This window comes from Pantoea sp. ANP04 (assembly GCF_041982285.1).
In the GTDB taxonomy this organism is placed as follows: domain Bacteria; phylum Pseudomonadota; class Gammaproteobacteria; order Enterobacterales; family Enterobacteriaceae; genus Pantoea; species Pantoea eucalypti.
This window is the reverse complement of sequence record NZ_JAUTYS010000012.1, coordinates 1-21558: the sequence shown is the minus strand read 5'-3', so window position 1 is coordinate 21558 and position 21558 is coordinate 1. Positions and strand designations below refer to the sequence as shown.

Here is a 21558-nt window from a genome sequence, read left to right as displayed (position 1 = left end):
GTTTATGATTTCACTCACACCCTGACATTCTTTCACTTTTTTTTAATGCAGAAGGGGCTAGAGTAAACTCATCCGACCACTTTGCTGTGAGTGACTACCATGTCCGTCAATCCTGATTATCCTGCGCTGTTTACGCCGCTGGATCTTGGCTTTACCCGCCTGAAAAACCGCTTTCTGATGGGGTCGATGCATACCGGCCTGGAAGAGCATCCGGATGGCGCAGCCCGGCTGGCGGCGTTCTACGGCGAGCGGGCACGGGAAGGCGTAGCGCTGATTGTCACCGGCGGCATCGCCCCCAATGCGCAGGGTGTTACCACCGCGCATGGCGCGATGCTCACCGATGAAGCACAATGTAGCTGGCATCGGCAGATTACGGAGGCGGTGCATCAGCATCAGGGCAAAATCGCCCTGCAAATCCTGCACACTGGCCGTTACAGCTATCAGCCCGATCTGGTCGCGCCCTCCGCCCGTCAGGCACCCATCAACCCGTTTACGCCACAGGCGATGAGCGAGACGGCGATTGAACAGACCATTGAGGACTTCGCCCGCTGCGCCCGGCTTGCCCAGCAGGCAGGTTACGATGGTGTGGAGATCATGGGTTCCGAAGGCTACCTGATTAATCAGTTTCTGGTGAAACACACCAATCAGCGCACCGACCGCTGGGGCGGCGACTTCCGGCAGCGGATGCAGTTCGCGCTGGCGATTACCCGCGCGGTTCGCGCCGCAACCGGTGACGCTTTTATCATTATCTTCCGGCTGTCGATGCTCGACCTGATCGAAGAAGGCAGTTCGCTGGAGGAGACCCTGTTGCTGGCGGGCGAGCTGGAACAGTGCGGCGTCACGCTGTTCAATACCGGCATCGGCTGGCACGAAGCGCGCATCCCGACCATCGCCACCTGCGTGCCGCGCGCGGCCTTTGCCTGGGTGACGCAGCGCCTGCGTGCCCACGTTTCGGTGCCAGTGATCGCCACCAACCGTATTAACCATCCCGCTGTCGCTGAGGCCCTGTTGCAGTCGGGCTGTGCCGATATGGTGTCGATGGCACGCCCTTTCCTCGCCGACCCCGCCTTTGTCAGCAAAGCGCAGCGCGGCGAACCGGACAGCATCAACACCTGCATCGCCTGTAATCAGGCCTGCCTTGACCAGGTGTTCGCCGGTAAAATCACCTCCTGCCTGGTCAATCCACGCGCCTGCCATGAGTCGCTGATGCCGGTCATCGCCAGCACCGCACCGCGCAGACTGGCAGTGGTGGGTGCCGGCCCGGCCGGAATGGCGTTTGCCCTGCAGGCGGCGCAGCGCGGACATCAGGTGACGCTCTATGAGGCCGCGCCCGAGATTGGCGGTCAGTTCAATATTGCCCGGCAGATCCCCGGCAAATCTGAGTTCAGTGAAACGCTGCGTTATTTCCGCTATCAACTGGCGGCAGCAGGCGTGACGGTTCAGACGGGCTGTCGGGTCACGCCCGATCAGCTGAGTGACGCCGATGAAGTGGTGCTCGCAACCGGCATTAAGCCGCGTACACCGGCTATTCCGGGCATCGATCACCACAGCGTGCTGAGTTATCTGGAGGTGCTGCGCGATAAGCGCCCGGTGGGTAAACGGGTGGCGATTATTGGCGCGGGTGGGATTGGCTTTGATGTGGCGGAGTATCTGTCTCAGCCGTCGCATGACGAGGATCTGGCGGCGTTTTACGCCGAATGGGGCATCGACCACAGCCTGACACAGCGCGGCGGCCTGGTTGCCCCACAGCCGCCTGCCGCATCACGGCAAATCTGGCTATTGCAGCGCCGCTCAGGGAAACCGGGTGCCGGGCTGGCAAAAACGACCGGCTGGATTCATCGCACCAGCCTTCAGGCGCGCGGCGTGGAGATGTGGGGCGGCATTGAATATCTGGCCATTGATGACAGCGGCCTGCACCTGCGGCGTAACGGTGAAACGCTGCTGCTGGAGGTCGATAACGTGATTATCTGTGCCGGCCAGGAGCCGCAGCGCGAACTGGAAGCCGCGCTGCGTGCAAAAGGACAGGTGGTAACCGTAATAGGCGGCGCAGATGTCGCGGAGGAACTGGATGCGCGCCGCGCGATAGCACAGGCGACGCAACTCGCTTTGACGATCTGACTAGCGCATTTTCACCGCGCGCAGCACCACAAACTTCTGGTTTGAGGCGATCAGTGTACAGTTGCCGAACAACTTCTTCAGCTTGTGGTGATAATCGAGGTGGCGGTTGCCGACAATACGCAACTCGCCGCCATACTGAAGGCAGCGTTTCGCATCGCGGAACATCTGCCATGCCAGATGATCGGTAACAGCGTGCTGCTGATGGAATGGCGGGTTGCACAGCACCGCGTGCAGCCGATCTGATGGATAGCCGCTCAGCACGTTATTCACCAGGAACTGACAGCGCGACAGGTCATCTGGACGGTTTACTTCCACGTTAAGCTTGCTGGAGGCGACCGCCATATAAGACTCATCAAGGAAATGCACCTCGGCCTGCGGATTCTGCTCCAGCGCCACCAGTCCTACCACACCGTTGCCACAGCCCAGATCGACAATCTCACCTTCAATGTTTTCCGGCAGATGCTGCACAAACAGTCGTGCGCCGATATCCAGCGAAGAACGCGAGAAGACGTTAGCGTAGTTGTGGATCTGATAAGGGGTGCCATCCAGCGGCCAGACCAGCGTCGGCGTGGCCTCACGGAGTTCAGGCTGACTGAACTGGCTGTAGATCAGGCGCGCTTTTTTCCAGGCCAGTGAGGTTTTGGTTTCACCGATGATCTGTTCGAACAGCTGCAGAGTCGAGTTGTGAATCTCTTTAGCGCGCGCCGCCGCCACAATCACCGTATCTGGCGTGACGACTTCACGAATAGCACGCAGCTGATGCTCCAGCAACGCCAGCGTTTTAGGCACTTTAATCAGCACCGCCGCCGGAGCCGCGGGCAGCTCAGCCAGGCTATCAACAAAGTGCACGTTGCTGTCATCCATCTCATTGAAGCTCAGATTTTGACGAGCGGCCTGCTGGCTCAGCCAGGAGTCGCTGACGTGCCAGACAGTGCGCGGATTCAGTGCGCAGGTTAACGCCCCGAAGCTGTCGTTGAAGATCAGCACGGGTCCTTCTGGCAGCGCCTGCTGTAACAGGTATTCATCAGCCGCATCCCAGGCTTGTAATGGACTTTCGTCACGCATCTGCGGGAAGCGATGCAGGATCAGTGTGCGATCGTTCAGTTCAAGTTGGCTCATGAATTCTCCGGCGTGGTACACTTTGATTGATTTTCGCCCCAAAATCGGGGGCGCAGTATACTGTCTTTCGCCAGGAATCCCTAATGTCCTCACTGATCTACCTTCAGGGTTATCCTGCCCCTCTTCTTGAGCAGGTCCAGACGCTAATCGCCCACCAGCGCTTAGGTGCATTTCTGCAGGAACGCTATCCTGACACCCACGACGTGATCAGTGATAAGGCGCTGTATGACTACACGCAGGCGCTGAAAAACCGCTATATGCGCAACGCGCCGCCAATCAGCAAAGTGATGTGGGATAACAAGATCAAGGTGATGAAGCATGCACTTGGACTGCACACGGCTATCTCGCGGATTCAGGGCGGCAAACTCAAGGCGAAAGCGGAAATCCGTATCTCAACCTTTTTCCGCCTCGCCCCTGAGCCATTTCTGCGGATGATCGTGGTGCATGAGCTGGCCCACCTGAAAGAGAAAGACCACGATAAAGCGTTTTACCAGCTCTGCTGCCATATGGAGCCGGATTACCACCAGCTCGAATTTGACGCACGCCTGTGGATGACTGACCAGGCGATGCGCGGCAATGCGGCTTAAAGAAACTCCTGCGCTTTCTGAATCAGGCTGGTTTTAGTCAGCGCCCCCAGAAAGCGTCGCTCCTGGGGATTATTCAGCACCGGCAGTCGTTCCAGCGTCACCGCCGCAAACGCCTCCCACCCCTCACGCATACTCTGATTCTGATAGACCACCGGGAAATCCTGATCCATGACACACTGTACCGGTGAGTCGAGAGTAATCTCCTGCGCCAGCACCCGGCGCGAAATCTCATGGATCGAGACCACACCGAGGAAAGCACCTGCGGCGTTGATTACATAGACGTAGCGCTCACGCTTCAGCGAACTGACCGCCAGCGCCTGCCCCACTGACTCCTCCGGCTGCAATGCCGCACCAGGAATGATCAGCTCAGCAATGCGCATGTTATCGAAATCGTATTTCGCTTCTGAACGGCTGAAGTGATGACTCACCACTGGATAGGTACTGGCGGATTGCAGGCGATAAACCACCATCGACGCCAGCACCGTTGCTATCATCAGCGGAAACAGCAGGCTGCTATTCAGCGTCATCTCCAGCACCATCAGCATCGCCATCAATGGCGCCTGACTGACCGCCGCCAGCACCGCTGCCATGCCAATCGCGGCATAAAGCAGCACATTGCCCAGCGGCAGATGCAGCGCCGCCCCGATCATCGCGATAATCACCCCAAGCAGCGCGCCTATCAGCAGCGAAGGCGTAAAGAGTCCGCCGACAGCGTTGGACCCCACAGACAGGCTGGTGGCGAGGGTCTTCAGCACCAGCAACAGCAGTAATCCCGGCAGCAGATAGTCGCCTGCCATGACTTTGACGATGACTTCGTAGCCGTTGCCGAGAATATCAGTAGAGATCAGCGCCAGTAAGCCGACGGCGAATCCACCCGCGCCCAGGCGCAAGGGCAGAGAAGCGATGCCGCTGAACAGTACTTTGCTGCGGGCGATGCATTTAATCAGAAGCCAGCCCGCCAGACCGGCGCTCAAACCAATGACCACCGTCATCAACAGGCTGCTGAGATCCATGGCGAAGTTTGCGTCTGCCAGTGGATAGAGCGCGCTGCGGAAGCCCAGCGTCCACATGGTCATCACCGCTGTCGCCGACGCGATAATCAGAGGGATCAGCCGCTGCAACGCAGAAATACCAAACGCAATCTCCGCCACAAAAATCGCCGAGGCCAGCGGCGCATGATAGACCGACGCCAGGCCCGCCGCAGCCGCCATCGCCACCACGTCACTGTTTTTCAGGTTCAGTGAGGCCGGTAACAGGCGGCCAATCGCACTGCCGCACAGCGCCGAAAGCTGCACCATCGGCCCCTCTTTACCGATCGACGCACCGCTGCCGATACTGGCAATCGACGATAAGGCACGGAACAGCGAGGTTCGTGTCGGTACCGCATCGAGTCGGGCGTTGATCACTTCAAGATAATCCGTTTTCACCGTCTGCTGTTGCTCAATGGCAACCGCATAACGCAAAAAATAGCCCGCCAGCACCCCGCCCGCCCCCACCAGCAGCGGCCAGAAGATCCACGGCCAGAGATGCAGGGATTCGGTAATTTCGCCACTTCGGGCAAAGAGCAGATGGTTGATCAGTTCTATCACGCCGCGAAAAGCCAGCGTCACCAGCGACGCCGCACACCCGACCGGAATGGCGATCAGTAGTGTGGTCCAGTTTAATGCGTGCTTACTTGCTTTCACCTTCGCTCCCTGGTTGATGCCTGAATATCATGGCTTCAGCATATTATTGGAATGCGGATCGCAGGATCAATCCTTGCGTACCCGGCCCCCTTGCACCGCCTCGGGGAGATGTTACTCTGCCGCTTTAACGCTGCCGGAGAGATGACGTGATTCGTTTTGCCATTGTGGGAACAAACTGGATTACACGCCAGTTTATTGATGCCGCCCATGAAACCGGAGCGATGAAGCTCTGTGCGGTCTACTCACGCAGTCAGCAGCAGGCCGACGACTTTATTGCTGATTATCCCTGCAAACAGACCTTTACCTCACTGGATGCCCTGGCCGCCTGCCCGGAGATCGACGCGGTCTATCTTGCCAGCCCCAATGCTCTGCACTGCCAGCAGGCGCTGCTGTTTATGTCGCACGGCAAGCATGTGATTTGCGAAAAACCGCTGGCCTCTAACCTGGCGGAAGTGGAGCAGATGATCGCCTGCGCCCGTGAGCATCAGGTGGTGCTGTTCGAGGCGTTTAAAACCGCCAGCCTGCCAAACTTCCAGCGGCTGAAGCAGGCGCTGCCAGACGTGGGTACACTGCGAAAAGCCCTGCTGAATTACTGCCAGTACTCCTCACGTTATCCGCGTTATCTCAACGGCGAGAACCCTAATACCTTTGATCCCCGCTGGTCGAATGGCTCAGTCATGGATATCGGTTATTACTGCCTGGCATCGGCAGTAGCACTATGGGGCGAGCCAGACCGTGTGCAGGCCACCGCGACGTTGCTGGAGAGCGGCGTGGATGCCCATGGCGTGGTGGTGCTGAGCTACGGCGATTTCGACGTGACGATTCTGCATTCCAAGGTGAGTGACTCTTCACTGCCCAGCGAAATTCAGGGTGAAGCGGGTACGCTGGTCATTGAGAAGCTTTCGGAGTGCCAGAAGCTGAACTTTATTCCTCGTGGTGCTGAAAAGCAGGCGCTGAGTGAGCCGCAGCATATCAACACCATGCTATATGAAGCGGCTGCGTTTGCACGGCTGGTTGAGCAGCCTCAGGTGGACCATCCCGGACTGGAGGTTTCGCGGATTACCGCCGCGCTTCTGACCGAAATCCGCCGCCAGACCGGTGTCATCTTCCCGGCCGATCAGGCTGCTGTGTAAATATTTCTAAATATGTCTGAGATAGGTTGCTTCCTGTGCGGCTAAACCGTAACTTACTCTCCTGCAAAGGGGAGTAACTTGTAAGCTGATTGATCGTCACTACGTTGCGAAAGCATCCGGTCATCAGGCAACCCGGAATCGATTTCTGTGTTGTAAGTGAGACCTTGCCGGAAGGCGAGGTTTGCTTACACAAAAATAAGCGGCTGACGTCTTCTGACTTCAGCCGTTTTTTTCTTTTTAAGACAGGATACGAATATGCAAACTGTGGGTACGCCTTTACTCTGGGGCAGCTTTGCGGTTGTGGTGCTTATCATGCTGGCTATCGACCTGCTGTTGCAGGGACGCCGCGGCGCGCAGACCATGTCTTTCAAACAGGCGGCTGTCTGGTCGCTGATCTGGGTTTCCGTCTCACTGCTGTTTAGCGCCGCTTTCTGGTGGTATCTGGAGGGCAGCGTGGGACGTGAAGTCGCTAACACCCAGACGCTCGCCTTCCTGACCGGCTACGTTCTGGAAAAAGCGCTGGCGGTAGATAACGTCTTCGTCTGGCTGATGCTGTTCAGCTACTTCTCTATTCCGGCTAACCTGCAGCGCCGTGTACTGATCTACGGTGTGTTAGGCGCTATCGTGCTGCGTACTATCATGATCTTTGCCGGTAGCTGGCTGGTCACCCAGTTCAGCTGGATCCTCTATGTGTTCGGTGCCTTCCTGCTGTTTACCGGTGTGAAGATGGCGCTGGCGAAAGAGGATGACGGTGCAGTGGGTGACAAACCGGTGGTGCGCTGGTTGCGTAAGCATTTACGCATGACCGATGATCTCGACGGCGAGAAGTTCTTTACCCGCAAAAACGGCGTGCTGTTTGCGACCCCGCTGCTGCTGGTGCTAATCATGGTGGAACTCAGCGATGTGATCTTTGCCGTCGACAGTATCCCGGCCATTTTCGCCGTAACCACCGACCCGTTCATCGTGCTGACCTCAAACCTGTTCGCTATCCTGGGCTTGCGTGCCATGTACTTCCTGCTGGCAAACGTGGCAGAACGCTTCTCGATGCTGAAGTATGGTCTGGCGATTGTGCTGGTGTTTATCGGCTTTAAGATGCTGATTGTGGACCTGTACCATATCCCGGTTGGTATCTCACTGGGTGTGGTCGGCGCCATTCTGGCCTCAACCCTGCTGATTAATGCCTGGGTTAACCGCAAAAGAGATCAGAAAAAGATCGCACCATAATTACCTGCAGGGGCAGCGTATGCCCCTGTTTTATTTTGCGACAGACTGTCGTGCCATTTCATCCCTCTGTCACACTTCCACTATTCAGCATAATTAAAATCTGACCTGCGCCACACTGACAGAACTTTCTCTTTTCTCATCTGATGTTTTCCTTATACTCCGCCGGGCAAACCGTTTTAGCCGATGTAAAACATCGCGTCTGAAACTACATCCGCGACAAAATACAGAAAATATTATGCAGAAAACTTTCTCCGCACGACTGGGCACGCTGCTCGCCGGAAGCCTGGTGAAGCAAATCTTGATTGGGCTGATCGCTGGTGTGGCGCTCGCCTGGATTTCACACGATGCCGCGCTGGCAGTCGGTCTGCTGGGTGAACTGTTTGTCAGTGCGCTGAAAGCGGTCGCGCCATTGCTGGTACTGATGCTGGTGATCGCCTCGATTGCCAACCACCAGCAGGGCCAGAAAAGTAATATCCGGCCAATTATCATGCTCTATCTGCTGAGCACCTTTTTCGCGGCGGTGGTCGCGGTGGTCTTCAGCCATCTGGTTCCGCAGACACTTACACTGGCGGCAGGCACAACGGAAATCGTTCCTCCTTCCGGCATCACCGAAGTGCTCCATGGGCTGCTGATGAGCATGGTCGCCAACCCAATCACCGCGCTGATGCAGGCTAACTATATTGGCATTCTGGTGTGGGCCATTGGCCTGGGGCTGGCGTTCCGTCACAGCAGTGACAGCACCCGCGCCTTGCTGAATGATGCGTCTCATGCCGTAACCTGGCTGGTACGCTGCGTCATCCGCTGCGCGCCAGTCGGTATTTTCGGTCTGGTGGCATCGATTCTGGCTTCAACCGGCTTTGGGGCACTGTGGCAATATGCGCATCTGCTGGCGCTGTTGATCGGCTGTATGCTGCTGATGGCACTGGTGGTGAACCCGATGCTGGTGTTCTCTAAAATCCGCCGTAACCCTTATCCACTGGTCTTCACCTGCCTGCGTGAAAGTGGCGTCACTGCCTTCTTTACCCGCAGTTCTGCTGCCAACATTCCGGTGAATATGGCGCTGGCGAAACGTCTGGATCTGGATGAGGATACCTATTCGGTGTCGATTCCTCTGGGCGCAACCATCAGTATGGCGGGTGCGTCGATCACGATTACCGTGCTGACGCTGGCGGCGGTGCATACGCTGGGGATCAGCATTGATGTGCCGACGGCGATTCTGCTGAGTCTGGTGGCGTCACTCTGCGCTTGTGGTGCATCGGGCGTGGCGGGCGGTTCGCTGCTGCTGATTCCGGTAGCCTGCAATATGTTCGGCATTCCGAATGACCTGGCGATGCAGGTGGTGGCGGTCGGCTTTATTATCGGCGTACTGCAGGATTCGGCGGAAACCGCGCTGAATTCCTCTACTGATATTCTGTTTACTGCCGCCGTCTGTCAGGCAGAAGCAGAGCGCGAAACCAGCCGGGCTTAATCTTTCAGATAGCTCAAAAGCTCAAAGAGCGGGTGGCAGAGTCCGAAGAGCAAAGCGTCCCGCGCCAGGGAAGGCGCGGGCCGAGCGAGCAGGGATGCTTTAAGCGACTTTGCGATCGGACTCTGCCATCCGCGAAGGGCACAGGATTAACCGACGGTAATGACGACCTCAAGGCCGCCATTTCGTCCGGCAGACTATAACGTCACACCACTTTTGAAAATCGCCAGCTCGCGGAAGTCGTTCTTCTCGTTGTTGGTCGGCTGACCGCTGGCAATCGCCACAATGCTGTCGACAAAATCTTCCAGCAGCGCATCCATGCTCATGCCCTCGATCAACCGTCCAGCATTAAAGTCGATCCAGTGCGGTTTCTTCTCCGCCAGCGGCGTGTTGGTCGCCAGCTTCACTGTTGGCACAAAACCGCCATATGGCGTGCCGCGTCCGGTACTGAACAGCACCATGTGGCAACCGGCTCCTGCCAGCGCACTGGTAGCGACCGCATCATTGCCCGGCGCACTCAGCAGATTGAGACCAGGCGTTTTTAACCGCTCGCCATACTTCAGCACATCGACGACCTGACTCTGCCCCGCTTTCTGAGTACAGCCCAGTGACTTCTCTTCCAGCGTGGTGATGCCGCCTGCTTTATTGCCCGGCGACGGATTCTCGTAGATGGGCTGCTGGTGATCGATAAAGTACTGCTTGAAGTCATTGATCATGGCGACTGTTTTGCCGAAGGTCTCTTCGTCGCGACAGCGACTCATCAGAATCCGCTCTGCGCCAAACATTTCTGGCACTTCGGTCAGCACAGTCGTGCCGCCATTGGCGATCATCTGGTCCGAGAAACGCCCCAGTAACGGGTTGGCCGTGATGCCAGACAAACCGTCCGAACCGCCGCACTCCAGACCAAACTTCAGCTCGCTGAGTTTGCCTGGTTCACGCCGGTCATGCCGCATTTTTTCATACAAGGCATGCAGGCGCTCCAGCCCGGCTTCAACCTCATCATCATGCTGCTGGCACACCATAAATTCGACCCGGTCGCTTTCAAACGCGCCGAGGGTCTCACGGAAAACATCGACCTGATTGTTTTCACAGCCGAGACCAATCACCAGCACCGCACCCGCATTAGGGTGGCGCACCATATTCTGCAGCATGGTGCGGGTATTTTCGTGGTCCTGCCCCAGTTGCGAACAGCCGAAGGTGTGGCTGAAAAGGAATGCGCCATCGATTCCTTCGGCCTCCTGTGTTTCTTTCAGGAAACGCTGCAGGATCTGACGCGCAATGCCGTTTACACAGCCGACGGTCGGCAGGATCCACAGCTCATTGCGGATGCCGACTTCGCCGTTAGCACGACGATAGATCTGTACCTCACGATCACCCGGCTGCGGCGGTAAGTTCACGAACTCAGGCTGATACGCATACTCATCCAGATCGCTGAGATTGGTGCGGGCGTTCTGCGAATGGATTAACTCACCGGCGGCCACAGGCTGGGTGGCATGGGCAATCGGCAACCCATACTTGATCACCAGCTCATCCTGGGCGATAGGCTGCAGGGCAAATTTATGCCCGCGCCCGACCGCCTGTTGCACCGACACACTCAGTGGTGGCAGCGCTATGGTCGCGCCCGCCTCTAAGTCACGTAACGCCACGGCGACATTGTCGCGGGGGTCAATTTTAATTGCGTCTTGCATAGCGTTATCTCAGTTGGCTCAGCGCCTCACGCATTCCGTGGGCGATGATATTTTGCAGGTGTTGGGTGACAACCGTAGCCAGTCCGGGCTGACGGGTTAAATCTTCGCCCCAGTGTTGCGCGTCGCTAAGCACGCCGTGCACCAGCTGTTGCGGTGACAGCTGATCCGCATCAAGTGCTTTCCAGGCGTCGGCGTAGTGCTGTAACCACTGCGGCTCATCCTGTAATGGCCAGCTTTTACCGGCTGACTCGCCGCGATAAAAGGCGATCAGCGCCGCCAGCGCAAAAGTGATGTGTGTCGGCCAGTTGCCCGTTTGCTGATGCGCGGCAAGCAGTGGCGTTAACAGACGGGTGCGGAACTTGGTCATGCCATTAAGCGCAATCGAGAGCAGCGCATGGCGAATGAACGGATTGCGGAAGCGGCGTTGTACCGCATCAGCAAAGGCGTGCAGTTCATCGGCTGGCAGATCCAGCGTCGGGATCACTTCATGACGCAGCAGGTTATCCACAAATCCGGCAATCGCCTGATCGGCCATCGCCTCCCCGACACTTTCAAGACCGGCCAGAAACGCCACCGGCACCATCGCGGTATGTGCGCCATTGAGGATCGCCACTTTCTGCGCTTTATAGGGCGCAATGTCATCCACATGACGCACGTGTGGCGACAGCGCCGCCAGTTTCAGTTCACTGAACAGCGCCGACGGCCCCTGAATCACAAACTGGTAGTAGACTTCGCCCGCCACCAGATAGCGATCTTCATAACCCAGTTCACGTTGCAACTGCTCGCTTTCCGCCGGAAAGCCGGTAACGATGCGGTCAACCAAGGTGTTATAGAAAGCACAGTGCTCATGAACCCAGGTTTTAAATTCGGATGGCAGGTGCCAGTGATCGGCGTAACGCAGCACCAGATTGCGCAACGCGTCGCCGTTATGGTCAATCAGCTCACACGGCACCACCAGCCAGCCACGATCGCTGGCGCCATTGAAATGGGAATAGCGCGCCCACAGCAACTGCGTCAGTTTGCCGGGGAAGCTGCTGGCGGGCTGATCGGTGAGCTGATCCGTGCCGACAAAGGCGATGCCCGCCTCAGTGGTGTTGGAGAAAACCATGCGCAGGTCGGGATTCCGGGCCAGCGCCAAAAATTCACCAAACTGCTGCCAGGGCTGGATCTCACGGTTGAGGCTGCGGATCAGCCGGGTTTCACTGACCTGCTCGCCCTGATCGTTGAGTCCGCGGATCAGCGTGGTGTAGAGGCCATCCTGCTGATTCAGGCTGTCGCTGACTTCACGGTTGCGCGGCCGCACCACCACAATTCCGGCATCGGTGCCCTGATGTTCATTCAGCCAGTCAATCTGCCAGTCAATAAAAGCGCGCAGGAAGTTACCTTCGCCGAACTGAATGACCCGGTCGCGATAGCGTGTGCCCGGGAAGTCGTGGCGGTTTAGCCTTTTCATCATCAGGCTCCCAGCTCGATGCCGAAGTAATCGCGGGCATTGTTGAAGCAGATGTTCTGAACCATCTGGCCTAACAGCGCTTCATCGGCTGGCGCTTCACCCTGCTCTACCCAGCGGCCAATCATCTGGCACAGCAACCGGCGGAAATATTCGTGGCGGGTGTAAGAGAGGAAGCTGCGGCTGTCGGTCAGCATCCCGACGAAGCGGCTCAGCAGGCCAATCTGCGCCAGCTGGGTCATCTGACGCTGCATACCGTCTAGCTGGTCATTGAACCACCAGGCGGAACCAAACTGCATTTTCCCCGCCTGACCTTCACCCTGGAAGTTGCCTGCCATCGTCGCCAGTACTTCGTTATCGCGCGGATTCAGGCAATAGAGGATGGTTTTCGGCAGCGCATTATTAAGGTTCTGTGCGCCCAGCAGGCGGGCCAGCGGTTCAGCCAGCGGCTGGTCGTTAATGGAGTCAAAGCCCACATCCGGCCCCAGCAACTGGTACTGGCGTGGGTTGGTATTGCGCAGTGCGCCAATGTGATACTGCTGTACCCAGCCACGGCGGGCATATTCGCTGCCCAGCCAGACCAGTACCGCCGTTTTGAACTGCGCCGTTTCGTGCGGATTCGGTGCTGTACCGCTGCGACGGCGCGCCAGAATCACATCCAGCGTGGCGTCGTCCGCCTCGGCATAACAGACCACATCCAGCGCGTGATCCGAGACTTTACAGCCATGCGCCGCAAAGTGATCCAGCCGCTGATACAGTGCGCTGCGCAGATCGTCAAAACGCTGCACGCTGATGTCGGTCAGTTGTTCCAGCGTCTCAATCCACGGCAGGAAGGTGTCGGCTTCGATATTAAAGGCTTTGTCCGGACGCCAGCTTGGCAGCACTTTAACGCTGAAACTGGTGTCGTCTGCCAGCGCGCGGTGATGGCGCAGGTCATCCAGCGGATCGTCTGTGGTGCCGACCATCTTCACCTTCATCTGCTGCATGATGCCACGCGTGGTGAAGCTATCCTGCGCCAGCAGTTCATTGCAGCGATGCCAGATGCTGTCAGCCGTTTTCTCAGAAAGCAGCGTGTCGGTAATGCCGAAAGGCCGGCGTAATTCCAGATGGGTCCAGTGATAGAGCGGGTTGCCGATGGTGTGCGGCACGGTACGCGCCCAGGCGTCAAACTTTTCACGATCGCTGGCATTGCCGGTACAGAACGCCTCAGCCACACCGTTGGCGCGCATTGCCCGCCACTTGTAGTGATCGCCCTTCAGCCAGATGTCATAAAGATTGGCAAAGCGATAATTTTCGGCAATCTGCTGCGGCGGTAAGTGGCAGTGATAGTCGAAAATCGGCTGATCCTTCGCGTAGTCGTGATAGAGACGGCGGGCGAATTCACTATCCAGCAAAAAATCCTCGGTCATGAAACGTGACATACATGCTTCCTCATCTACTGAACCACTGATGGCCCAAAGTTATCATACCAATTTTAGTCCGTTACGGATTTATTTGCGATCCTGCTCACATAAACGGCGATGTCTGGCTACCGTTATGGACATTTTTGTCGCCCGCAGCGCGCTAAATGGCTGTCATTACGCAGGTTTCCAGTATCCCACAGTGCAGAAAGGGTTTTTGTGATGGCTCTCAACTTTTAAAGTTGTATAACAAGTTAGGCTCTCGTCCTATCGTGAGGTCGTTAGCGGCCCACAAATGGCAAGGTAAGAACAGGGTTGCTCAGACAGAACCTGCGGGCGTGAGCAGAGCTGCATCACGGGCTGTCCCGCTCCAGATAACAACAGCGGCAAGACCGCATACAGAACTGGAAGAGGTAGAGGATGCGTAAGATCAAAGGGTTACGCTGGTACATGATTGGACTGGTGACGATCGGTACGGTATTAGGGTATCTGACCCGTAATACCATCGCCGTGGCGGCCCCGACATTGATGACAGAGTTGCATATCACTACGCAGCAGTATTCATACATCATTGCGGCCTATTCAGCCTGCTATACGCTGATGCAACCGGTGGCGGGTTATGTGCTGGATCTGCTGGGCACCAAAGTCGGCTACGCCGTGTTTGCTGTGCTGTGGGCAATCTTCTGTGCCGCCACGGCGATGGCAGGCAGCTGGGGCGGCCTTGCTCTGGCGCGTGGTGCCGTCGGTGCGGCTGAAGCGGCGATGATCCCGGCGGGTCTCAAAGCGAGTAGTGAGTGGTTCCCGGCCAAAGAGCGTTCGGTCGCGGTAGGCTACTTTAACGTCGGTTCATCTATCGGTGCGATGCTGGCTCCGCCGCTGGTGGTCTGGGCAATCGTGGCACACAGCTGGCAGATGGCCTTTATCATGACCGGTGTGCTGAGCATGGTCTGGGCACTCTGCTGGCTGGTGTTTTACAAACATCCGAAACAGCAGAAGAAGCTGAGTGATGAAGAGCGCGACTACATTATCTCCGGTCAGGAAGCACAGCATCAGACCGGTAACACCCGCAAAATGTCGGCGCTGCAGATTATCCGTAACCGCCAGTTCTGGGGCATTGCTCTGCCGCGTTTTCTGGCAGAACCGGCGTGGGGAACCTTCAACGCCTGGATTCCGCTGTTTATGTTTAAGGTGTACGGCTTCAATCTGAAAGAGATTGCGATGTTCGCCTGGATGCCGATGCTGTTCGCGGACTTCGGCTGCATCCTGGGCGGCTATCTGCCGCCGCTGTTTCAGCGCTGGTTCGGCGTTAACCTGATCGTTTCCCGTAAAATGGTGGTGACGATGGGTGCGCTGTTAATGATTGCGCCAGGCACCATTGGCCTGTTCACCAGCCCTTACGTCGCCATTGGTCTGCTGTGCGTCGGCGGCTTTGCGCATCAGGCCCTTTCAGGTGCGCTCATTACCCTGTCGTCAGACGTTTTCGGCCGTAATGAAGTCGCGACGGCTAACGGCCTGACCGGCATGGCAGCCTGGACCGCCAGCACGATGTTTGCGCTGGTCGTGGGTGCCCTGGCCGATACGCTGGGCTTCAGCCCGCTGTTTGCTGCCCTGGCGGTGTTCGATCTGCTGGGTGCCGCAGTGATCTGGACCGTCCTGAAAAATAAACCGATTTCAGAGCTGGAAGCGGAAACGGTGATTCCACCAGCCAGCGCCGTTCACAATTGATTTGCCGGGCTGGCGCGAGCCAGCCCATTTCCTCGCACCGCCTGAAGTGGTATAACAACTTATCTGTCTGCTACCAGGATTGTGCTATGGACCTCACTGAATCCCGTCGACTCTACCAACAGCTTGCCAGCGAGCTCAAAAGCCGCATTGAAACCGGAATCTATCCGGTGGGCGACAAACTGCCTGCTGAACGCCTGATTGCCGAAGAGATGGAAGTGAGCCGCACCGTTGTCCGTGAAGCGATCATCATGCTGGAAGTAGAAGGCTATGTTGAGGTCCGTAAAGGATCGGGTATTCACGTCATTGCCAGCCAGCAGCAGAATCGCATCGCCCCCACCAGCAGCCAGCTGGAATTTGCCACCTTTGGCCCGTTTGAGCTACTGCAGGCGCGCCAGCTCATTGAAAGTAACGTGGCCGAGTTCGCAGCCACCCAGGTCACGCGTCAGGACATTATCGACCTGATGGCGATTCAGGAAAAAGCCCGCCAGGAGGATCACTTCCGTGATTCCGAGTGGGACATGCAGTTTCATGTGCGCATCGCGCAATCCACCCAGAACAGTGCTTTAGCCGCCATCGTTGAAAAAATGTGGCTGCACCGCCTGCACAATCCCTACTGGCTCAAACTTCATGAACATATCGACCAGCGCAGCATTCTCAGCTGGTGCGACGACCACGATCAGATTCTCAAAGCGCTGATGCGTAAAGATCCCGCCGCCAGCAAACTGGCGATGTGGCAACATCTGGAAAATACTAAACAGATGCTGTTTAACGCGACGGCGGATGATTTTGAATTTAACGTGGATCGTTACATGTTCGGTGAGAATCCGGTCATCCTGCCTGATGGGTCCAATAACGCCCGCTAAAAGCGCCTGAAAACAGCCTGAGATGGTCAGTTAATCTGCAATAGTGTCAGGTCATGTAAAGCTCCTTTTTACAGGGCGTTTCACAAGGTAAAACTCCTGTTCGCAAGAGAGTTTTACTGTCTCAGACAGGCGATTTTTGTTACAGTTATCGCCCTTTTATTACCCTTTGCGACAAGGGTTTATAAAGTTGCTGATTTAACAATCGATTCTGGAAGGATCCGGAAAATCCCGCCCAGGCTGCGCGCCTAAAATTTATAACGAAATGCCGGTCTGCGTTTAAGTCCCTGTGGGACATGTTTAACAATGATGTTCAGGAATGATTGATGGATATTTTGCAAGCGTTGCTGCATGCCCTGTGGCAACAGGACTATGAAACTCTCTCCGATCCCACGCTGGTATGGGCCATTTACGGCGTGTTGTTCATGATTTTATTTTTAGAAAATGGCCTTCTTCCCGCCGCGTTTCTGCCGGGTGACAGTCTGCTGATTCTGGTCGGTGTACTGATTGCCAAAGGCACCATGAGTTTCCCTTTAACGATTCTGGTTCTGACGACCGGCGCCAGTCTTGGCTGCTGGGTGAGTTACATACAGGGCCGCTGGCTGGGTAATACCCCCACGGTTCAGAAATGGCTCTCTCATTTGCCTGCCCAGTACCATCTGCGCGCACACAGCATGTTTCACCGTCACGGCTTATCTGCCCTGCTGATTGGTCGCTTTATCGCCTTTGTCCGAACGCTGCTGCCCACCATTGCCGGGCTGTCAGGCCTCAGCAATGCCCGTTTTCAATTCTTTAACTGGGTCAGTGCATTCCTGTGGGTGGTAATTTTGACCGTTATCGGCTTCGCGCTGGGAAAAACCCCGATTTTCCGTCGTTACGAAGATGAGATGATGTTTTTCCTGATGATGCTGCCACTGGCGCTGCTGGTATTTGGCCTGGTGGGATCGCTGGTGGTGTTATGGCGTAAACGACAGGCGAATCAAAACGGGAAAGCCGAGTAATGAAACTGCTGCAGGCTATTCCTAAACGGTGGTTACCGTGGTTGATTGCTGGCGCGTTTGCGCTGGTCGCGCTCTGTGCGATCCCACCTTTGATGAAGCACGAGACAGTGGTGCAGATTCGGGTTTCTCATGCAGGTGCAACGCTGCCAGATGGTTTTTATCTCTATCAGCAATTAAGCGCACAAGGTATTCGTATCAAAAGCATAACGCCCGCGGGTGATGCGCTGATCATTCATTTTGACAGCGAAGAACAGAGTCTGGCAGCACAGAAGGTGTTGCGCCGCCTGTTGCCACAAGGCTTTATTGTGGCGCAGCACGATCACTCTCAGCACCTTTCGCTGGCGTAATCCCCCTCTCCCTCTTTTTCAGACCGTTGCCGCATGCCGCGACGGTCTGAAAGCCGCTCTATCTCCCGGTCTTCTTTGAACTTTTTACTATCGGTGTCTATGCTTAAGCGAGAGTCGATTCTTAGCACCCGCAGGCACAAGATCGCGCAGGTGATGAGGAGTCAGGTCGCAATGGAAGGTTCAGGACCGATGAAATATCAAGTATTGATGGGCATTGCTCTGTTTTCGCTATCGGGTTCGCTGCTGGCAGCAGAATCGCTGTGTGAGCAGAAAGAGCAGGATATTCAGCGTGAAATTGGGATGGCGCAAAAGCACAACAACCAGCGCCGGGTTAATGGTCTGGAGCGCGCGCTGACCGAAGTCCGGGCAGATTGCAGCGATAAAAAGCTTGAAGCCGCCCATCTGGAAAGAATTAACGCGCAAAAGCAGAAAGTTGCAGAGCGTGAGCACGCACTCAGGGAAGAGCGTGAAGAGGGCCATGACAGGGAAAAGATTGCTAAGCGACAACAAAAACTGGATGAAGCGCGCCGGGAACTGAAAAAGTTACAGGCGGAGCCCTATTAATTGGAATTAACCAACTGATGTTAAAGGAGTATTTTATGTCTAAAGACACATCATCGGAACATTTGCGTGCTGAACTGAAAAACCTCGCCGATACCCTGGAAGAAGTACTGAGCAGCAGTACTGAAAAATCCAAAGGTGAGCTGGATAAACTTCGCAGCAAAGCGCGTGATGCGCTGGACAGCTCACGTGAACGTCTGGGCGAATCAAGCGAGCGCATCGCTGCGACTACGCGTGAAGCGGCACAGAGAGCTGAAGGCTATGTGCGTGAAAATCCATGGCATGGTGTGGGCATCGGTGCAGCGATTGGCGTCGCACTGGGCATGCTCATTTCGCGTCGCTAACTATGGCTGACTCACAGCATAACCACGGCCCGGCTAAAGGGGTCATTAACATCGGCCAGCGTATTGTGACCACGCTGGTTGGCATGGTCGAGACGCGTGTTCGTCTGGCAGTGGTGGAACTGGAGCATGAGAAAGCTAACCTGATTCAGCTGCTGTTGATGGTTGGCCTGACCATGCTGTTCACTGCATTTGGTCTGATGAGCCTGATGGTTCTGATTATCTGGGCAGTAGATGCACAGTACCGTTTGATGGCCATTGGCATCACAACCGGCACACTGTTCCTGCTGGCGGTCATTCTGGGACTCTGGACACTTCACAAGTCGCGTCAGTCAACGCTGTTACGCCATACGCGTAAAGAGCTGGAAACTGATCGTAATTTGCTTGAGGAACAACGCTGATGAGTCGCCGCGAGCGTGAAGAACGCATCCATGAACTGCTTAAGCATGTGCAGCAGCAGCGGCTGGATTTGAGCGCTGCGCGGCGTGACTGGCTGGAAGGGACCGCCCATTACGATCGTGGCTGGTTCACTTTCCTCAGCTTACGTCGCTATCTGGCTATTGGCAGCAGCGCGCTGGCCGTCTACTCCATTCGTAGTCCCAGTAAGCTCTTACGCTGGGCCAAACGGGGATTCGGTGCCTGGAGTACCTGGCGCATGATTAAATCGGCTCTGCCACCGCGTTAATTTTGTTAATAGCCGGTCCTGAAAAGGCCGGCTTTTCTTCATCAGATTTTCTGAAAAACACAGACAGTATATCTCGCTTACAACCTTTCCACTCCGCGATTATCATCTCCAGCCATCAACCCAATGAACGCAGTAGTGCTTTCAGCGGGCATAAACCCTGCGGGCAGCTTGCCCTGCATTCCTGATAGCGCTGGAGTAGATGATGAAAAAATTCGAAGATGTCGGTTTATTAGTGGCTCGCATCCTGATGCCAATCCTGTTCATTACGGCCGGCTGGGGCAAGATCACCGGTTATGCAGGTACTCAGCAATATATGGAAGCGATGGGCGTCCCTGGCTTTATGCTGCCGCTGGTTATTCTGCTGGAGTTTGGCGGCGGTCTGGCCATTCTGTTTGGTTTCCTGACCCGTTTCACTGCCCTGTTCACTGCAGGCTTCACCATCCTGACCGCGTTTCTGTTTCACAGTAACTTTGCCGAAGGTGTGAATCAGTTGATGTTCATGAAAAACCTCTCTATCGCGGGTGGTTTCCTGGTGTTAGGTCTGGTGGGTCCAGGCGCATACAGCATTGATCGCCTGATCAGCAAAAGAAAACCACAGACGATTGCGCGCTAATCTCACATAAAGCGTAATGCCACATATACTTAGCAGGGCGGGGAAATTACCCCGCCCTGTTTGCATTGGAGCCACTATGGGACAGTTAATTGACGGTGTCTGGCATGACACCTGGTACGACACCAAATCCACTGGCGGACGTTTCAAACGTTCAGAGTCGGCTTTTCGCAACTGGGTCACGGCGGACGGTAGCGCCGGTCCGGTGGGCAAAGCGGGATTTGCTGCTGAGCGCGATCGCTATCATCTTTATGTCTCGCTGGCCTGCCCCTGGGCGCACCGTACGCTACTGATGCGTCAGCTGAAGGGTCTGGATAGCATGATCGACGTCTCCGTGGTGCATCCGTTGATGCTGGAGAACGGCTGGACCTTCGATGACACCTTTCAGGATGCGACGGGCGATAAGCTCTATCAGAACGAGTTCCTTTATCAGCTCTATTTGCATGCTGACCCGCAGTACAGTGGCCGTGTAACCGTGCCGGTATTATGGGACAAGCAGCAGAACACCATCGTCAGCAATGAATCGGCTGATATCATCCGCATGTTCAACAGTGCGTTTGATGCGGTCGGTGCCCGTGCCGGTGACTACTATCCGGTAGCGCTGCGCGAGAAGATTGATGAGCTGAATGGCTGGATCTACGATACGGTTAATAACGGCGTGTATAAATCGGGCTTTGCGACGTCGCAGTCCGCGTACGATGAGGCAGTGACTGCGCTGTTCCATTCGCTGTCGCGACTGGAGCAGATTCTGGGCCAGCATCGCTATCTTACCGGCGATCAGCTGACCGAAGCGGATCTGCGTTTGTGGACCACGCTGGTGCGCTTTGATCCCGTCTATGTGACTCACTTTAAGTGCGATCGCCACCGGATCAGTGATTACAGAAACCTGAGCGGTTTCCTGCGTGATATCTATCAGATGCCGGGCATTGCAGAGACAGTCAATCTGCCGCATATCCGTCACCACTACTATTGCAGTCACAAGACCATTAACCCGAACGGCGTGATTTCGCTTGGGCCAGCGTTTGACTGGGATGAACCGCACGGCCGCGGTTAAGCTGCATTCGTATAGCGCCATAAAGCAAAAACCCCGCCGAAGCGGGGTTTCTGGTAAAAAATCGACGCTGACCGTTAAGCCGCGTTCTTTTCATGGAGCGCGTCGTGGACAGTCATTCATCGCTGCCTGTACACAGCCCATAAAGCAAAAACCCCGCCGAAGCAGGGTTTCTGGTAAAAAGTCGACGCTGACCGGTAAGCCGCGTTCTTTTCATGGAGCGCATCGTGGGCAGTCATTCATCGCTGCCTGCACATAGCCCGCAAAAGCAAAAACCCCGCCGGAGCGGGGTTTCTGGTAAAACGTCGACGCTGACCGTTAAGCCGCGTTCTTTTCATAGAGAGCGTCGTGGACAGTCATTCATCGCTGCCTGCACATAGCCCGCAAAAGCAAAAACCCCGCCGGAGCGGGGTTTCTGGTAAAAAGTCGAAGCTGACCGTTAAGCCGCGTTCTTTTCATAGAGAGCGTCGTGGACAGTCATTCATCGCTGCCTGCACATAGCCCGCAA

General features: G+C 56.0%; 20 protein-coding genes. 15 read left to right on the top strand and 5 right to left on the bottom strand.

Annotated features, from left to right (window positions below):
• The first annotated feature begins 99 nt into the window (after positions 1-99).
• On the top strand, positions 100-2118 hold the full coding sequence (locus Q7C21_RS16265) for an NADPH-dependent 2,4-dienoyl-CoA reductase (RefSeq protein WP_003850194.1): 2019 nt from the start codon (positions 100-102) through the stop codon (positions 2116-2118).
• Here the strand turns inward: Q7C21_RS16265 and rlmG are convergent, their stop codons facing one another.
• Positions 2119-3237, bottom strand: coding sequence for a 23S rRNA (guanine(1835)-N(2))-methyltransferase RlmG (rlmG, locus tag Q7C21_RS16260; RefSeq protein WP_008925760.1), 1119 nt, complete (start codon positions 3235-3237; stop codon positions 2119-2121).
• A gap of 83 nt (positions 3238-3320) precedes the next feature.
• Between rlmG and Q7C21_RS16255 the strand changes: the two genes are divergently transcribed.
• Complete coding sequence (locus tag Q7C21_RS16255; RefSeq protein WP_008925761.1) at positions 3321-3824, top strand: M48 family metallopeptidase; 504 nt, start codon at positions 3321-3323, stop codon at positions 3822-3824.
• On the opposite strand, the gene Q7C21_RS16250 is transcribed toward Q7C21_RS16255, so the two are convergent.
• Positions 3821-5509, bottom strand: a complete 1689-nt coding sequence (locus Q7C21_RS16250) for a chloride channel protein (protein WP_003850202.1) — start codon at positions 5507-5509, stop codon at positions 3821-3823. The genes Q7C21_RS16255 and Q7C21_RS16250 overlap by 4 nt on opposite strands.
• A 146-nt stretch (positions 5510-5655) precedes the next feature.
• Between Q7C21_RS16250 and Q7C21_RS16245 the strand changes: the two genes are divergently transcribed.
• From Q7C21_RS16245 to sstT, 3 genes are all read left to right on the top strand, one after another.
• Positions 5656-6642 (top strand): Gfo/Idh/MocA family protein, encoded by a 987-nt coding sequence (locus Q7C21_RS16245; protein ID WP_375150892.1) that lies wholly within the window; start codon positions 5656-5658, stop codon positions 6640-6642.
• Positions 6643-6897: 255 nt separating this feature from the next.
• Positions 6898-7866, top strand: coding sequence for a TerC family protein (locus Q7C21_RS16240; RefSeq protein ID WP_003850208.1), 969 nt, complete (start codon positions 6898-6900; stop codon positions 7864-7866).
• 235 nt (positions 7867-8101) lie between these two features.
• Entirely contained in the window at positions 8102-9334 is a 1233-nt protein-coding gene (gene sstT, locus Q7C21_RS16235) for a serine/threonine transporter SstT (protein ID WP_039659397.1), read from the top strand.
• 194 nt (positions 9335-9528) lie between these two features.
• Here the strand turns inward: sstT and Q7C21_RS16230 are convergent, their stop codons facing one another.
• From Q7C21_RS16230 to uxaC, 3 genes are read right to left on the bottom strand one after another with little or no spacing between them, the layout of a single operon-like run.
• Positions 9529-11019, bottom strand: coding sequence for a UxaA family hydrolase (locus Q7C21_RS16230; RefSeq protein WP_187513267.1), 1491 nt, complete (start codon positions 11017-11019; stop codon positions 9529-9531).
• A 4-nt stretch (positions 11020-11023) separates the two neighbouring features.
• The gene (locus Q7C21_RS16225) at positions 11024-12472 is read right to left on the bottom strand and encodes a tagaturonate reductase (protein WP_375150946.1); all 1449 of its coding nucleotides are present in this window, start codon (positions 12470-12472) and stop codon (positions 11024-11026) included.
• 2 nt (positions 12473-12474) lie between these two features.
• Positions 12475-13890: a glucuronate isomerase gene (gene uxaC / locus Q7C21_RS16220; protein WP_182630127.1), complete on the bottom strand. Its 1416-nt coding sequence runs from the start codon at positions 13888-13890 to the stop codon at positions 12475-12477.
• Between the two features lie 399 nt (positions 13891-14289).
• Here uxaC and Q7C21_RS16215 point away from each other — a divergent pair, with 399 nt between their 5' ends.
• The 10 genes from Q7C21_RS16215 to Q7C21_RS16170 all read left to right on the top strand — a co-directional run bounded on the left by Q7C21_RS16215 (position 14290) and on the right by Q7C21_RS16170 (position 21053).
• A complete protein-coding gene (locus tag Q7C21_RS16215) occupies positions 14290-15594 on the top strand; it encodes an MFS transporter (RefSeq protein ID WP_003850215.1) in 1305 nt (434 codons plus the stop codon).
• Positions 15595-15680: 86 nt separating this feature from the next.
• A complete protein-coding gene (exuR, locus tag Q7C21_RS16210) occupies positions 15681-16457 on the top strand; it encodes a transcriptional regulator ExuR (RefSeq protein ID WP_003850218.1) in 777 nt (258 codons plus the stop codon).
• A 323-nt stretch (positions 16458-16780) separates the two neighbouring features.
• Positions 16781-17455 (top strand): DedA family protein, encoded by a 675-nt coding sequence (locus Q7C21_RS16205; protein ID WP_003850219.1) that lies wholly within the window; start codon positions 16781-16783, stop codon positions 17453-17455.
• A complete protein-coding gene (mzrA, locus tag Q7C21_RS16200; protein WP_003850221.1) occupies positions 17455-17802 on the top strand; it encodes an EnvZ/OmpR regulon moderator MzrA in 348 nt (115 codons plus the stop codon). The genes Q7C21_RS16205 and mzrA overlap by 1 nt, the downstream gene beginning before the upstream one ends.
• 189 nt (positions 17803-17991) lie before the next feature.
• Positions 17992-18366: a DUF1090 domain-containing protein gene (locus tag Q7C21_RS16195; RefSeq protein WP_033743157.1), complete on the top strand. Its 375-nt coding sequence runs from the start codon at positions 17992-17994 to the stop codon at positions 18364-18366.
• A gap of 35 nt (positions 18367-18401) precedes the next feature.
• Positions 18402-18707, top strand: a complete 306-nt coding sequence (locus Q7C21_RS16190; RefSeq protein ID WP_003850224.1) for a YqjD family protein — start codon at positions 18402-18404, stop codon at positions 18705-18707.
• 2 nt (positions 18708-18709) lie between these two features.
• Positions 18710-19105 carry a phage holin family protein gene (locus Q7C21_RS16185; protein ID WP_003850226.1) on the top strand — a complete coding sequence of 132 codons (396 nt, stop codon included), beginning with the start codon at positions 18710-18712 and terminating at the stop codon, positions 19103-19105.
• Positions 19105-19389, top strand: coding sequence for a YqjK-like family protein (locus Q7C21_RS16180; protein ID WP_033733988.1), 285 nt, complete (start codon positions 19105-19107; stop codon positions 19387-19389). The genes Q7C21_RS16185 and Q7C21_RS16180 overlap by 1 nt, the downstream gene beginning before the upstream one ends.
• A gap of 202 nt (positions 19390-19591) precedes the next feature.
• A complete protein-coding gene (locus Q7C21_RS16175) occupies positions 19592-20002 on the top strand; it encodes a DoxX family protein (protein WP_110410973.1) in 411 nt (136 codons plus the stop codon).
• 76 nt (positions 20003-20078) lie between these two features.
• Entirely contained in the window at positions 20079-21053 is a 975-nt protein-coding gene (locus Q7C21_RS16170) for a glutathione S-transferase family protein (protein ID WP_090966141.1), read from the top strand.
• The last annotated feature ends 505 nt before the right edge of the window (positions 21054-21558 follow it).

What these genes read in the sequence shown, in the direction of transcription:
- Q7C21_RS16265 (WP_003850194.1), top strand. Translation starts at nt 100, where the DNA reads ATGTCCGTCAATCCTGATTATCCTGCGCTGTTTACGCCGCTGGATCTT.
- rlmG (WP_008925760.1), bottom strand. Translation starts at nt 3,237, where the DNA reads ATGAGCCAACTTGAACTGAACGATCGCACACTGATCCTGCATCGCTTC.
- Q7C21_RS16255 (WP_008925761.1), top strand. Translation starts at nt 3,321, where the DNA reads ATGTCCTCACTGATCTACCTTCAGGGTTATCCTGCCCCTCTTCTTGAG.
- Q7C21_RS16240 (WP_003850208.1), top strand. Translation starts at nt 6,898, where the DNA reads ATGCAAACTGTGGGTACGCCTTTACTCTGGGGCAGCTTTGCGGTTGTG.
- sstT (WP_039659397.1), top strand. Translation starts at nt 8,102, where the DNA reads ATGCAGAAAACTTTCTCCGCACGACTGGGCACGCTGCTCGCCGGAAGC.
- Q7C21_RS16230 (WP_187513267.1), bottom strand. Translation starts at nt 11,019, where the DNA reads ATGCAAGACGCAATTAAAATTGACCCCCGCGACAATGTCGCCGTGGCG.
- Q7C21_RS16225 (WP_375150946.1), bottom strand. Translation starts at nt 12,472, where the DNA reads ATGAAAAGGCTAAACCGCCACGACTTCCCGGGCACACGCTATCGCGAC.
- uxaC (WP_182630127.1), bottom strand. Translation starts at nt 13,890, where the DNA reads ATGTCACGTTTCATGACCGAGGATTTTTTGCTGGATAGTGAATTCGCC.
- Q7C21_RS16215 (WP_003850215.1), top strand. Translation starts at nt 14,290, where the DNA reads ATGCGTAAGATCAAAGGGTTACGCTGGTACATGATTGGACTGGTGACG.
- exuR (WP_003850218.1), top strand. Translation starts at nt 15,681, where the DNA reads ATGGACCTCACTGAATCCCGTCGACTCTACCAACAGCTTGCCAGCGAG.
- Q7C21_RS16205 (WP_003850219.1), top strand. Translation starts at nt 16,781, where the DNA reads ATGGATATTTTGCAAGCGTTGCTGCATGCCCTGTGGCAACAGGACTAT.
- mzrA (WP_003850221.1), top strand. Translation starts at nt 17,455, where the DNA reads ATGAAACTGCTGCAGGCTATTCCTAAACGGTGGTTACCGTGGTTGATT.
- Q7C21_RS16195 (WP_033743157.1), top strand. Translation starts at nt 17,992, where the DNA reads ATGAAATATCAAGTATTGATGGGCATTGCTCTGTTTTCGCTATCGGGT.
- Q7C21_RS16190 (WP_003850224.1), top strand. Translation starts at nt 18,402, where the DNA reads ATGTCTAAAGACACATCATCGGAACATTTGCGTGCTGAACTGAAAAAC.
- Q7C21_RS16185 (WP_003850226.1), top strand. Translation starts at nt 18,710, where the DNA reads ATGGCTGACTCACAGCATAACCACGGCCCGGCTAAAGGGGTCATTAAC.
- Q7C21_RS16180 (WP_033733988.1), top strand. Translation starts at nt 19,105, where the DNA reads ATGAGTCGCCGCGAGCGTGAAGAACGCATCCATGAACTGCTTAAGCAT.
- Q7C21_RS16175 (WP_110410973.1), top strand. Translation starts at nt 19,592, where the DNA reads ATGAAAAAATTCGAAGATGTCGGTTTATTAGTGGCTCGCATCCTGATG.
- Q7C21_RS16170 (WP_090966141.1), top strand. Translation starts at nt 20,079, where the DNA reads ATGGGACAGTTAATTGACGGTGTCTGGCATGACACCTGGTACGACACC.